Source organism: Herbiconiux sp. (assembly GCF_004297105.1).
GTDB lineage: Bacteria > Actinomycetota > Actinomycetes > Actinomycetales > Microbacteriaceae > Herbiconiux.
On record NZ_SCVE01000006.1, the window covers coordinates 100,994 to 113,641 of the forward strand.

Below are 12,648 nucleotides of genomic sequence, written 5' to 3' on the forward strand. Positions count from 1 at the left end.
GGCAGCCGGCCCGCTTCGCGTCAGCGCAGCGGCACCAGCACCGACAGGTCGTCGTTCGGCAGCACGTCGACCACCGCGGAGACCTCGAGGTGGTCGAGCGTGAGCAGGCCGCCATGGTTCGTGAGGAACGCCGTGTCGGCCGCATCCCGGCCCGTGGCGATGCGGAGGAGGCTCTCCCGGGGCGCGAGCGTGGTGGCGTCGACCACGTTCCAGGCGCCGTCGACGTAGGCCTCGGCCACGGCGTGGAAGTCCATGGGTGACAGCCCCGGCGCGTACACCGCCGCAAGGCGCGCCGGCACGTCGAGAGCCCGGAGGAGTGCGATCACGAGATGTGCGTAGTCGCGGCAGACGCCCTGGCGCAGAAGAAGGGTCTGCACAGCTCCGTCGGTGGGCGCCGACGAACCGGGAACGTAGCTGAGCTCGGAGCCCACCCAGGAGCTGATGGCCTCGAGGAGGTCTTTGCCGAAGAGACCTCGGAACTCCCCCAGCGCCGTGGGCGCGAGGGTGTCGGACTCGCAGTAGCGGCTCGGACGGAGGTAGCGGATGAGGTCGACGTCATCGACGGGCGCCGGATCGGCCTTGCCCTCGACCACGGCCTCGTACACCGCCGTGAAGCGGCCGACGGGCACGTCGAACCGGTGCAGCCGTGTGCCGTGCAGATCGAGGATCTCGAGCGGTTCGATCTGCTTCCCGTTGATCGCGTACTCGACGCGTTCGCGGCTGAATTCCGGCCCCCTCGTCGCGGCGATGGAGAACACCACCGATGTGGCCTGGTCGATTCGGGCGTCGATGTAAGCGGTGACGGATCGCTGCATGGGATCGATCCTGTCACGATCCGAGCGGTGCGCATCACCCGCGTGAAACAGACGGCATCGTGACCGGCTGCGCCGCGCATCCCTGCTACCCTTGACACGCACCCCGGGCCCCCATAGCTCAGGGGATAGAGCGTCTGCCTCCGGAGCAGAAGGCCGTAGGTTCAAATCCTACTGGGGGCACACTCGTCTGATCGCGTCCGATAAATGGACTTAAGCCCCTTTGCGACGAATCCACTCGGTGGTAGACCTGGAGACAGCAGAGGTACGCGGGGATGACTGTCCCCGGTGGGTGTGCCCCTCCAATGGGGTGGAGCAGGCACATGCGACGCACGAGTTCTCGAAAAACCACGACGGTTGTAGTCACTCTCGGCTTGGCCGCGGGCCTGGTGGCAGTCTCCGCATCGGCCGCGCAGGCGATTCCGCCGGCTGACGGCGGCCCGATCGACCTCGGCACCGCGACCAGCTACAGCGTGCTCGGGGCCGCGGCCGTGACCAACACCGGGAGTTCGGTGCTGAACGGCGACCTCGGTGTGAGCCCCGGCACCTCCATCACCGGATTCCCCCCGGGAATCGTGAACGGGACCACATACGCACCACCCGCCACCGAGCCTGCCCAGGCGCAGGCCGACCTCACCACCGCCTATGGGGTGGCCGCGGGTCTCACTCCGATGCCGGGAACGTATGCCGAACTCGGTGGCCTGTCACTGACCCCAGGTGTGTACCGAGGTCTGAATCTCGGGATCACCGGCGAACTCACCCTCGCCGGAACGGCCGAATCGGTTTGGGTCTTCCAGGCAACCGAGGGCCTCACCACCGCCGCCGACTCGCGGATCACGCTCAGCGGCGGCGCCAGCGCCTGCAACGTGTTCTGGCAGATCGGCAGTTCCGCCGAGCTCGGCACCGACTCGAACTTCGTCGGGACGATCATGGCCCAGGCCTCCATCACCGCGACCACCGGCGCCCGGGTCGACGGACGGCTTCTCGCCCGCGTCGCCGCGGTGACTCTTGACAACAACCGCGTCACGGTGTCGAATGCGTGCGGCGGCCGATCCGCCGACGGCGACACCGCCCCGGCCATCACCTCCGAGGCTCCGCCGAGCGGTGTCGCCGGCACCCCGTACACGCACACCGTCACCGCCACCGGCAGCCCGGCACCGCACTACATCGTGACCTCCGGTTCATTGCCGCCCGGACTCAGCATCGACGATGTCACGGGCGAGATCACCGGCACACCGACGGGAGAGGGCACCACGACCTTCACCCTGACGGTGACCAATGGAACGTCGCCCGACGTCTCGATCGATTACACGATCACCATCGCACCGGCACCGACCCCGACGACGAGCCCCACACCCCTCACGCCGGGCGACACCACCGTGCGCACCACCACGGGCACGACGCTCGCCGCCACCGGCTCGGCCGACACCCCCGCACTCGTGGGAGGGGCATCCGCACTGCTCGCACTCGGTGCGGCCGTGACGCTGCTCACGATTCGCCGGCGACACCGCATCATCCGGTCGTAGCCGGGCCCTCGGCACTCTCGGGACTCACGCGGCACATCCCGAGAAATCATCGTGATCCGGCACATCTTCAGCGCGGGAACCTCTAAAATGTGGTCCCACGCGGACTACCCATCCGTGACATCCGTCGATGATGAAGGATCCGAGAATGAGTGCTGTCGAGACCTACCGCAGCCACAACATGTGGCACAACAGGATGCAGGACGAAGAGACCGACCTGTCGGTGCACGTCATCCGCACCCAGGCCATAGCCGAGGGCCGCACCTGGGCGCGATCACGGCGCTGCGACCACATCGTGCGCAACGCCGACGGAACGATCGAGTCGGTCACGTCGTACGCCGACCACGCGGTCAGCTGAGCCGTTCCCGGCCCGATCAGACCAGGCGGACGAAGTAGTAGCTGCCCCACAGCCCCGTGGCGTGGGTGACATACCGGCCCCAGTCGGGCGAATGGATGACGCCACCGCGCCCGTCGTAGATGCCGATGTGCTGGCCCGGCCACACCACCAGGTCGCCCGCCTGGGCGTTCTGCGCGGAGACCCGCACACCCATCGCGGCCTGGTTGCTGACCGTGCGGGGCAGGTAGATGCCGAACTGCTTGAAGACGTATTGCGTGAGGCCGTCGCAGCCGAAGCTGTCGTTGGGGTCTGCGCCCCAGCCGTAGGGCACGACGCCCACGAACTGCTCGGCGTAGTCCACAACGGCCTGGCCGCTGTACGACTGGCTGGGTGGGGAGACCACGATTCCGCCGCCGCCCGAGGATCCACCCCCACCGGATGATCCGCCGCTCGAGCCGCCGCTCGACGAGCCGCCCCCGGAGCTGCTGGAGGATCCCCCGCTCGAGGAGCCGCCGGATCCCGCCGAGGGTGTCGCTGCGGCCGCCGCCGCCGCAGCCGCCGCGGCTGCCGCCTGCTCCGCTGCGACCTTGCGCACGCGCTCTGCTTCGACGCCGGCCTGGTAGTCGGCCTCGGTGGTGATCGTGTTCTCCTGCAGGGCGGCGAGCTGAACCGTCAGCTCGGCCTGGTGGTTCTCCTGCTCGATGAGCGCGCTCTGCACGGCCTTCTGCGCGTCGACCGCCGACTGAAGGGATGCCGCTGCGGCCGCCGCGAGCTTCTCGAGCTCGGCCTTCGCCACACCCGCCTGGTCGCTGAGCGACGACGCCGTGTTGGCATCCTGCTCGGCCTTCTGGAACACGGTCTGGCTGGTCTCGCTGAGCTTCGACATCGCACCGAGCTGGTACAGCAGGTCACTGCTGTCGCTCCCGGAGATCACGAGCTGCGAGGTGAGGTCGGAGCCGGCGGTGCGGGCGAACTGCGCCGCGAGCGCCGCTGCACGCTTGTTGGAGGCCTCGGACTGCGTGGCCGCGGCCTCGGCCTGCGCCGCGAGCTCGTCGGATCTGCGTGTGCCGTCGGCGAGGGCGTTCTGCGCCGTCTGGTCGGCGTCCCAGGCCTGCTGCGCAACCGCCTGTGCGGCATCGACCTGTGCTTGCAGACCGCTGATCAGGCCCTGCAACTCGGAGATCTGGCTCTGCTTCGTCGCTTCGTTCGCCTTGGCGGCGACGACGTCGTTCCACGACGGATAGTCGGTGGCGGCGGCGGGCGAGGTGATGAGAAGGGTGGCGGCGAGCACCCCGGCCGAGGCCAGTGCGACGCCCGCGATCGTGCGACGTCGAACCGTTCCGACAGCGGAGAGTGCCCGCATGATTTCCCCTGACCATTCGAGTGACGCCCGAAACCGAATCACTCCAGTCACACGCGTAACAGCAACAACGCTGACCACATTAGCAACTCGCCGATGTTTGTGACAGCGAAATCCGAAAGGGCGGGTTTATAGTCCGCGATCCACGGATGCCCCCATCGAGAGGTCGGGGCCCACTCTCCTCCTGGAGCAGCGGCGCCTGCAGGGCGGTGTGGGATCGCTCAGGCGGCGATGGATGCGGCGCGCGGGCGCTCGGCAGCCACGGAACAGCCGGCTGCCGAGATGCCCGCGGCATCCGTCACCGCGCCGAGCAGCGCCGCGAACTGGCCACGCACCGCACCGGGGTCTTCGGGGTGCCACTGCACCCCGAGCAGGGGAAGCGACTCGTGCTCGATCGCCTCGACGAGTCCGTCGTGGGCGTGCGCGGCGACCCGGAGGCCGCCACCGAGCAGGTCGACGGCCTGGTGGTGGGCGCTGCGCGTGAGGAGCGACGGCGCGAAGCGGCCGAGGATGCGGCTGCCTGCCTGGATCGCCACCGAGTGGTCGGACATCACCGAGGTGATCGGCACACCGTCGTTGCGGTGGTCGTGGGTCTCACCGAGATCCTGCAGGAGCGTGCCGCCGAGAGCGACATCGATGATCTGGTGCCCGCGGCAGATGCCGAGAACGGCGGTGCCACGGTCGGCCGCGCGCTGAACCAGGGCGATCTGAGCCTCGTCGGCGGTCTCGACGTGGGCGCCTTCGGCGCGGTAGCCGCGGGCCGCTCCGTAGAACTCCGGCGCGATGTCTTCGCCGCCGAGCACCACGAGGGCGGCGGAACCGTCGGTGCGACGCAGCGTCTCGACCGTGCCGAGGTCACCGGCAGCCACCAGATCGACGGCCCAGCCGGCGCCGGTGGCCGCCTGGACGGCGCGCGACACGAGCAGCGACGAGTACGCCTGGTAGTCGAGGGCGTGCGGCCGCGACTCCGTCACGATGACGACGCTGAGGCGGTTGGCGGGCTGCACAGAGACCATCCTCTTCGTCCGCCTGTCGGCGCGCATCCGCACGGGTAACGAAGTGAAACATACGGGCGGTTCGGCCTGGCACATCCGGCCGCCGTTCGGCAAGCGCTCGGGATTCCTGAGGAGAACCCCCAGATCGATGGACGATTCCTCACCAGCCCTCCTAAACTTCAGAGCAATGAGACACCCGCATCGCACTCGCCGCGCGGCGAGCCTCAGAACCAGACTCGTCAGCGCCGCCGTCGTCCTGTCCGCCGCCGTGCTGGGCGTCATCGCCGTCGCCCCGGCCGCACCCGCCTTCGCCGGAGACCCCGTGTCGCTCGACGGCCGGTACATCGTCGATGAGTCGGGAGTGCTGGGAGGCGACCAGGCCCGGGTGCAGGATGCGCTCGACAGCCTCGCCACCGAACACGGCGTCAACCTCTTCGTGGTGTACACCGACTCGTTCACGAACCCCTCCGACCGGCAGGCCTGGGCGAACGAGGTGGCACAGACCAACCAGTTCGGCACCAACGACGTGCTGCTCGCCGTGGCGACGGACGACCGCGTGTACCAGCTCTCGGTCGACTCCGACTTCGCACTGAGCGACAGCCAGCTGACCACCATCGAGAACGACGACATCGTTCCCGCGCTCCGCGACAACGACTGGGCCGGCGCCGCGATCGGAGCGGCCCAGGGTATCGGCCGGGAGCTCGGCAGCAGCGGCACGACCGACAGCGCGCTCGTGGGAGTGGGCGGCTTCATCTGGCTCATCGCCATCCTCATCATCGTGGCCGTGGCGGTGGTGCTCGCGGTCTTCCTCCTGCGCCGGCGCCGGAAGATCGACGCGGGTGTCAACAAGACGGCCGCGGAAGCCGGGCCGACGCAGAAAGAGCTCGACCAGCGGGTGGGCGCCGTACTGATCGACCTCGACGACGCCGTGACCACCAGCACCCAGGAACTCGGCTTCGCCGTGGCGCAGTTCGGTGCCGAGGCCACACAGACGTTCTCGACGGTTCTCGACGAGGTGAAGTCCTCGCTCTCGCAGGCTTTCGCGCTCAAGCAGAAGCTCGACGATGCGGTGCCCGACACCGACGAGGAGCGACGCGCCTGGTCGGAGCAGATCATCGCGATCTGCGACCAGGCCGCCGACCGTCTCGACGACCAGGCCGAGGCCTTCACCGCGCTGCGCGACGTGGAGCGCGACCCTGCACCCGCACTCGAGACCGCCAAGGCAGAACTCGCTGCTCTCGCCGGCAGTGGCACGGATGCGCGTGAGCGCCTCGTGCGACTCGGCCAGAACTACGACGCCCCCGCACTCCTGACGGTGAGCGGCAGCGTCGAGCAGTCCGACAGCCTGCGCACGTTCGCCGAGAACGAGCTGGGGGCGGCCTCCGCCGCGATCGCCGCGGGCGACACCGCTCAGGCCGCGCTGCGCATCCGCAACGCCCGTCAAGCGGTGGCGCAGGCACAGACGGTCACCGGAGCCGTTGCCACCCTCGAGCACGACCTCGCGGCCGCATCCACCGCCCTCGCGGCCTCGCTCGCCGATGCCGAGCAGGATCTGGCCGACGTGCAGCGCCTGCAGGCCGCCGGCAACCCGGCGGCGGCCGGTCTCGCGCCGCTCGCCGCCGCACTGGGCGTAGAAGTTCAGCGGGCGAGGAGCATCGGCGGGCGCGACCCGTTGAACGCGAAGACCGCGCTCGACCAGGCAGACGCCCCGCTCGACCAGGCCCTGGCCACGGTGCGCGGCGAAGAAGAACGCCTGGCCCGTCTCGTGGCGCAGCGCGACCGTGCCATCACCACTGCGCAGAGCGAGATCCAGGCCACCCAGAGCTACCTGCAGACCCGGCGCGGCGCGGTGGGGGCGGATGCCCGCACCCGGCTCTCCGAGGCGCAGCGGCACCTCGACCTCGCTCTCTCGATCGCGTCGAGCGATCCGGAGACGTCGTTGCGGGAGGCCACGAGTGCGTCGCAACTGGCGGCCCGCGCATCCGCCTCCGCCCAGCAGGACGTGAGCTGGGCGCAGTCGGGGCCGATGCAGGGTTCCGGGGGCGGAGGAGGCGGCAGCGACTTCAGCGGCGCCCTGCTCGGCGGCATCATCGGCGGGCTCCTCGGCGGCGGGGGCGCGGGCCGCTCCTCGGGCGGGTTCGGCGGCCTGGGCGGGTTCGGCGGCGGCTCCTCCGGCTGGGGCGGCGGAAGCCGCGGCGGCGGTGGCGGCTCGCGGCGGTCGAGCGGCGGCGGATTCAGCGGCGGCGGCGGCCGGCGCGGGGGCGGAGGCCGATTCTGATCACGACGAGATCCACGGGATGCCTCCCCACGACGACGATCTGACCCGCACGCACCCGTCGTCACGACACGAACCACGAACCACCCGCAACCACCCCGGTCGCACGTGCACCGGACTGAGCAAGGAGAACAACGATGTCGAACAAGCAGTCCATCTTCGGACGTATCGCCCAGCTCGCGAAAGCGAACATCAACGCACTGATCGACCAGGCGGAAGACCCCCAGCTCATGATCGACCAGCTGGTGCGTGACTTCACCTCGAACATCGCCGATGCGGAGAGCGCCATCGCGCAGACCATCGGAAACCTCCGTCTGCTGGAGGACGACCACCGCGCAGATGTCGCCGCCGCCGAGGACTGGGGCCGCAAGGCCCTCGCCGCCAGCACGCAGGCCGACAAGTACCGCGCAGCGGGCAACACGGTCGATGCCGACAAGTTCGACGCCCTCGCCAAGGTGGCGCTCACCCGCCAGCTCGGCTCCGAGAAGGAGGCGAAGGACGCCGAGCCGTCGATCGCCTCGCAGACCGAGTCGGTCGAGAAGCTCAAGGCCGGTCTCGCCTCGATGAAGGAGAAGCTCAGCCAGCTGAAGACGAAGCGCGACAACTTGGTGGCCCGCGCCAAGACCGCCGAGGCGCAGGGTCAGGTTCAGGATGCGCTGAAGAACATCAACGTGCTCGACCCGTCGAGCGACCTCGGCCGGTTCGAGGACAAGATCCGCCGCGAGGAGGCCCGGGTGCGCGGCCAGGAGGAGCTGAACGCCTCCAGCCTCGACTCGCAGTTCGAGAGCCTCGACGACCTGGGCGAGCTCACCGAGGTCGAGGCCCGGCTGGCCGCGCTGAAGTCCGGCTCGTCGGCCGCACCGGTCACGCCCGCGGTCACGAGCGGCGAATAGGCGCGTCCCTGTCGTGAGTGCGAGCTTCGTCGTCGTTCCGCAGTGGCAGGGCTCCGGGTCCACCCGGGCCATGCGACTGATCGATGGCGCGGAGGCCATCCGCGGCGATCTGCCCTCCGCGAGCACGCGCGTGGTCGAGATGCCGACGGGAGCCGGTGAATCCCTGGACACGGGGGTGCACCGGTTCTCGTCGATCTCGACCGCGGCAGAGGCGATCGGGCTCGCTCTGGCGGAGACGCCCGGCACTCCGATCGTGATCGGTGGAGACTGCGGCGTGGAGTTCGCGAGCATCCGTCATGCCGCCGCTGCGGCCTCCTCGGCGGGCGAGGGCGGTCTGGCCGTCGTGTGGTTCGACGCCCACGGCGACCTCAACACCCCCGGATCGTCGCCGTCGGGGGCGTTCCACGGGATGGTCCTGCGCACGCTGCTGGGGGGCGGACCGCCCGAACTGGCGGCCTCCCCCGTGATCGACCCCGCGCGCGTCGTGCTGGCGGGCACCCGGGCGCTCGACGACGCGGAGGCCGCCTACATCGACGAGGCCGGCCTGCCGGTGTTCGCGCCGGCCCAGCTCGGCGATCCATCCGCTCTCGTGGCGGCGGTGCGCGCCACCGGCGCCCGCTCGCTCTACCTGCACGTCGACCTCGACGTGCTCGACCCGAGCGAGATCGACGGGGTCGCCTTCCCCGAGCCCTTCGGCCTGGAGGTCGGCCGGCTCACCGCCGCCATCTCCGCCCTCCGCGCCGAGTTCCCCCTGGCCGGCGCGGCGATCACCGAGTTCGCACCATCGGAGCCGGATGCCGCGGCAGGCGACCTCTCCACCATCCTGCGAATCGTCTCGGCGCTGGTGCGCTGACCGACGCGCGACGAGCGCCCTCCGCCTCCTCGGTGGAGGATGAGAGCATCCGTAGATCTGAGGAGCAGCAATGACCACCGAATACGACCTCATCGTCATCGGCGCCGGCGCAGTGGGCGAGAACGTCGCCGACCGCGGAGTGCAGGGCGGTCTCACCGTTGCCCTCGTCGAAGCCGAACTCGTGGGCGGTGAGTGCTCCTACTGGGCCTGCATGCCCTCGAAGGCGCTCTTGCGCGCCGGGGAGGTCGTACGTGCCGCGAAGAACGTCGGCGGCGCCCGACAGGCCGTCACCGGTGACATCGACGTGGCCGCCGTCTTCGAGCGCCGCAACTCGTTCACGAGCAACTGGGACGACTCGGGCCAGGCCGACTGGGTGAGCGGCGCCGGCATCGACCTGGTGCGCGGACACGCGACCTTCACCGGGGTGAAGGAGCTCAGCATCCGTGCCGCCGACGGCAGCACCTCGCCGCTGCGTGCCCGGCACGCGATCGTGGTCTCGACCGGGTCGACCGCTCTGCTGCCCGACATCCCGGGGCTCGCCGAGGCGACGCCGTGGACGAGCCGGGAGGCCACCAGCGCGCGCACGGCACCCGCCCGGCTCACCATCGTGGGCGGGGGCGTGGTGGCCTGCGAGATGGCGACCGCCTACGCGGGCTTCGGCACATCCGTCACCCTGATCTCACGAGGTGCTCTGCTGGCCACCCAGGAGCCGTTCGCGGGCGAGCTCGTGGCGTCGTCGTTGAAGGAGCTCGGCGTCGACCTGCGACTCAACACGTCGCCGGCCTCGGTCTCGCGGGGCGACGACGGTGTCGTGCGCACGACCCTCGCCGACGGCTCGGTCGTGGAGTCGGAGGAGATCCTCGTGGCCACCGGGCGGCATCCGCGCACCGGAGACCTGGGCCTCGAGGCCATCGGCCTCGAGCCCGACCGGTGGCTGGAGACGGATGACTCCCTGCGTGTGCTGGTCGATGGCGCGCCCCTCGAGGGCGACTGGCTCTACGCCACGGGCGATGTGAACCACCGGGCGCTGCTCACCCATCAGGGCAAGTACCAGGCGCGGGCGGCGGGCGACGTGATCGCCGCGCGCGCCACGGGAAAGCCGGTCGACGACGTGGCCTGGGGCCGTCACGTGGCCACCGCCGACAACGAGGCCGTGCCGCAGGTGACTTTCACCGACCCTCCGGTCGCCTCCGTGGGGCTGACCGCGGCCGCGGCCGAGAAGGCAGGCTACCGCACGCGCGTGGTCGACTATGAGATCGGCAACGTCGCCGGGGCGAGCGTGCACATCGACGGCTACACGGGGACCGCCCGCATGGTCGTCGATGAAGACCGTTCGGTGCTGCTCGGCGCCACCTTCGTCGGACCGGATGTGCAGGAGCTCGTGCACTCGGCCACCATCGCGGTGGTGGGCGAGGTGCCGCTGAAACGGCTGTGGCACGCGGTTCCGTCGTATCCGACCATCAGCGAGGTGTGGTTGCGGCTGCTCGAGACGTACGGACGCGACAGCGCATGACGGAGACCCGCTACGGGGGGCCGGTGATGGCCAGGGTGCGGAGCATCCTGTACTTCCCGCCGCTCGCTCTCGCCGGTTACCTCTACGCCACGGCGGTGGGACTCGGCGTGGGTCTGCTCTTCAGCCGGCGGCTCCCCCGCCGGGTCGACGGCCTGTTCGTGTTCACCCGGCTGCCGACGTGGGCCTTCCGGCGCGGGGGGACCTGCGTGGGTGGGGTGTACCTCACCGACACGAACGATGCGGCCCACGTGCTGCGGCACGAGGCGATTCATCGTCAGCAGTGGATGCGGTACGGGATGATGTTCCCGCTGCTCTACGCGCTGGCCGGGCAGAACCCCCTGAGCAACCACTTCGAGATCGAGGCCGGCCTCGAAGACGGCAACTACCTACCGCGCCGCTGAGTCGTTCGACTTGCCACAAGTTGTGGCAACTGACGTGCCACGACAACACTTCGTGGCACGTCGCGCGCACGCTTCGCCCGAAGGGCGAGCCATCGGCTCAGACCAGGACGTAGTCGTTCGGCACGTCGCGGCCGATCCACACGCACACGTCGTCGCCATCGATCTCGGAGACCCCGGTCGACATCTCGCCGACCCAGGCGCGGATGGCGCGGCCCAGAGCCTGGCCGGGGGCACAGGCGAGGCCCGTGCCCATCTCGCCGGAACGGGTGTCGCGGGTGAGCCACGTCACGGTGACGCGCTCGGGCGTGGCGATGGGATCGATGTGACCGGCGTCGGGAACCTCGACGAAGATTTGACCGCGCGCCCGGTCGCCCAGGGTGGCGACGACGGCCCGCACCTCATCGAGGTTGGCCTCGGTACCGGCGATGAGCACACGGCCTGCGGCACGAGAGACGACGGTCGAGTCGGAAGCGATCACATACATTTGACATCAGTATAGGCATGCCTTACTTAGGATTGCCACACCTATACGCTGACAGGTGCCTCGGAGAGAACCCACCCTCCGACGAGCTCCTGGCTGAACGGCACCGAGTACGCCATCAGAGCCCCGGCCTGGGCGTCCCGGAAGATGCGCTGGATGGGCGACCGGGCGAGGTAGGCGCCGCCGCCGCCCACCTTGAGCGCGAGCGCCGCCGCCTTCTTCGCCACCTCGTTGGCGAGCATCTTCGACTCGGTCGCGGCGGCCATCGCGTGCGGATCCCGTCGGTCGGCGAGCCACGCGGTCTGCTCGGCGAGCAGACGCGCCGCGCGGAGCTCGGCCCACACCATCGCGGTCTCCGACTTCACCCAGGAGGCATCGGCCAGCCGTTCGGCCGCCGGCCCCTTCTTCGCGTTTGCCGACACCGTCAGCGCGTCGATCGCCGATTCGGCGATTCCGATCGACAGCGAGGCGAAGCCGACCGAGATGAGATTCGAGTAGTCGACGGGCGGCGCACCGCAGCGCCTCGAGGCCGCGAGGTGGGTTCCATCGAACACGATCGTGCGGCTCCGGGTGGCCCGCATCCCGATGGTCTGATCGATCGGCGGGAAGGAGAGCGTCTCGTCGCGGTCGACACCGAAGAAGCCCGGGCCGCCGTCGACGCGGGCGTTGAGGAAGAAATGGTCGGCGATCTCTGCTCCCGAGACGAAGAGCTTGCGCCCGGTGAGGGTCCAGCCATTCTCGGCCGGCTCGAGATCCTGCTGCGAAGAGAGGAAGAAGTTGCCCCCGGCAGGCTCGGAGAGGGCGTTCGAGAACCGTGCCCCCGAACGCAGCCGCTCCGCGAAGTAGGCCGCGCTCGAGGGCGGCGACAGAGTGACGAGGGCGTGCGCCGCCCCGATGTGCATGAGCCACACCGCCGCGACCGCCGGATGCGCTGCGGCGAAGAGGCGCACCACCTGCGAGAGCGTGGCGTACGACAGCGCCTCGCCACCGAACTCCACGGGCAGGAATGCCGCATCGAGACCGCTCTCCGCAACCGCCCGCAGGTGCTCCACCGGAAGCTCACCCGACACGTCATCCGCCTCGACCGTCTGGCTCAGCTGCGCGGCGAGCGCCTTCGCCGTCTCGATCCAGGCGAGTTCCTGGTCGGGAACCTGTACCGGGGAGGGTCGTGTGAGCATGAAGGCGGTCCTTTCGCGAGCGGTCGG

12 protein-coding genes and 1 tRNA gene are annotated in these 12,648 nt (G+C 69.9%); 8 read left to right on the top strand and 5 right to left on the bottom strand.

Annotated elements, in window-relative coordinates; translation table 11 throughout:
• Positions 1-20: 20 nt before the first annotated feature.
• Positions 21-815, bottom strand: coding sequence for a transglutaminase family protein (locus EPO52_RS01990; protein WP_290801181.1), 795 nt, complete (start codon positions 813-815; stop codon positions 21-23).
• A gap of 107 nt (positions 816-922) precedes the next feature.
• Here EPO52_RS01990 and EPO52_RS01995 point away from each other — a divergent pair.
• The 3 genes from EPO52_RS01995 to EPO52_RS02005 all read left to right on the top strand — a co-directional run bounded on the left by EPO52_RS01995 (position 923) and on the right by EPO52_RS02005 (position 2,693).
• Positions 923-995, top strand: a tRNA-Arg gene (locus tag EPO52_RS01995).
• Between the two features lie 206 nt (positions 996-1,201).
• Positions 1,202-2,338 carry an ice-binding family protein gene (locus EPO52_RS02000; protein ID WP_290801184.1) on the top strand — a complete coding sequence of 379 codons (1,137 nt, stop codon included), beginning with the start codon at positions 1,202-1,204 and terminating at the stop codon, positions 2,336-2,338.
• Between the two features lie 145 nt (positions 2,339-2,483).
• Positions 2,484-2,693, top strand: coding sequence for a hypothetical protein (locus tag EPO52_RS02005; protein ID WP_290801187.1), 210 nt, complete (start codon positions 2,484-2,486; stop codon positions 2,691-2,693).
• 16 nt (positions 2,694-2,709) lie between these two features.
• On the opposite strand, the gene EPO52_RS02010 is transcribed toward EPO52_RS02005, so the two are convergent.
• On the bottom strand, positions 2,710-4,035 hold the full coding sequence (locus EPO52_RS02010; RefSeq protein ID WP_290801189.1) for a C40 family peptidase: 1,326 nt from the start codon (positions 4,033-4,035) through the stop codon (positions 2,710-2,712).
• 218 nt (positions 4,036-4,253) lie between these two features.
• Entirely contained in the window at positions 4,254-5,039 is a 786-nt protein-coding gene (locus tag EPO52_RS02015) for a gamma-glutamyl-gamma-aminobutyrate hydrolase family protein (RefSeq protein ID WP_290801192.1), read from the bottom strand.
• A 175-nt stretch (positions 5,040-5,214) separates the two neighbouring features.
• Between EPO52_RS02015 and EPO52_RS02020 the strand changes: the two genes are divergently transcribed.
• From EPO52_RS02020 to EPO52_RS02040, 5 genes are all read left to right on the top strand, one after another.
• The gene (locus EPO52_RS02020) at positions 5,215-7,305 is read left to right on the top strand and encodes a TPM domain-containing protein (protein ID WP_290801195.1); all 2,091 of its coding nucleotides are present in this window, start codon (positions 5,215-5,217) and stop codon (positions 7,303-7,305) included.
• Positions 7,306-7,439: 134 nt separating this feature from the next.
• Positions 7,440-8,195: a PspA/IM30 family protein gene (locus EPO52_RS02025; protein ID WP_290801197.1), complete on the top strand. Its 756-nt coding sequence runs from the start codon at positions 7,440-7,442 to the stop codon at positions 8,193-8,195.
• 13 nt (positions 8,196-8,208) lie between these two features.
• Complete coding sequence (locus EPO52_RS02030) at positions 8,209-9,048, top strand: arginase family protein (RefSeq protein ID WP_290801200.1); 840 nt, start codon at positions 8,209-8,211, stop codon at positions 9,046-9,048.
• Between the two features lie 70 nt (positions 9,049-9,118).
• Positions 9,119-10,561, top strand: coding sequence for an NAD(P)/FAD-dependent oxidoreductase (locus EPO52_RS02035; protein ID WP_290801203.1), 1,443 nt, complete (start codon positions 9,119-9,121; stop codon positions 10,559-10,561).
• Entirely contained in the window at positions 10,558-10,962 is a 405-nt protein-coding gene (locus EPO52_RS02040; protein WP_363339127.1) for a Fe-S oxidoreductase, read from the top strand. Before EPO52_RS02035 ends, EPO52_RS02040 begins: the two co-directional genes overlap by 4 nt.
• Positions 10,963-11,059: 97 nt before the next feature.
• Here the strand turns inward: EPO52_RS02040 and EPO52_RS02045 are convergent, their stop codons facing one another.
• Both EPO52_RS02045 and EPO52_RS02050 read right to left on the bottom strand, forming a co-directional pair.
• A complete protein-coding gene (locus EPO52_RS02045) occupies positions 11,060-11,446 on the bottom strand; it encodes an SIP domain-containing protein (RefSeq protein WP_290801206.1) in 387 nt (128 codons plus the stop codon).
• A gap of 41 nt (positions 11,447-11,487) precedes the next feature.
• Positions 11,488-12,621, bottom strand: coding sequence for an acyl-CoA dehydrogenase family protein (locus tag EPO52_RS02050; RefSeq protein ID WP_290801209.1), 1,134 nt, complete (start codon positions 12,619-12,621; stop codon positions 11,488-11,490).
• Positions 12,622-12,648: the final 27 nt, after the last annotated feature.

Coding starts and splice junctions, on each gene's coding strand:
- EPO52_RS02005 (WP_290801187.1), top strand. CDS start 2,484: ATGAGTGCTGTCGAGACCTACCGCAGCCACAACATGTGGCACAACAGG.
- EPO52_RS02025 (WP_290801197.1), top strand. CDS start 7,440: ATGTCGAACAAGCAGTCCATCTTCGGACGTATCGCCCAGCTCGCGAAA.
- EPO52_RS02020 (WP_290801195.1), top strand. CDS start 5,215: ATGAGACACCCGCATCGCACTCGCCGCGCGGCGAGCCTCAGAACCAGA.
- EPO52_RS01990 (WP_290801181.1), bottom strand. CDS start 815: ATGCAGCGATCCGTCACCGCTTACATCGACGCCCGAATCGACCAGGCC.
- EPO52_RS02050 (WP_290801209.1), bottom strand. CDS start 12,621: ATGCTCACACGACCCTCCCCGGTACAGGTTCCCGACCAGGAACTCGCC.
- EPO52_RS02040 (WP_363339127.1), top strand. CDS start 10,558: ATGACGGAGACCCGCTACGGGGGGCCGGTGATGGCCAGGGTGCGGAGC.
- EPO52_RS02045 (WP_290801206.1), bottom strand. CDS start 11,446: ATGTATGTGATCGCTTCCGACTCGACCGTCGTCTCTCGTGCCGCAGGC.
- EPO52_RS02035 (WP_290801203.1), top strand. CDS start 9,119: ATGACCACCGAATACGACCTCATCGTCATCGGCGCCGGCGCAGTGGGC.
- EPO52_RS02010 (WP_290801189.1), bottom strand. CDS start 4,035: ATGCGGGCACTCTCCGCTGTCGGAACGGTTCGACGTCGCACGATCGCG.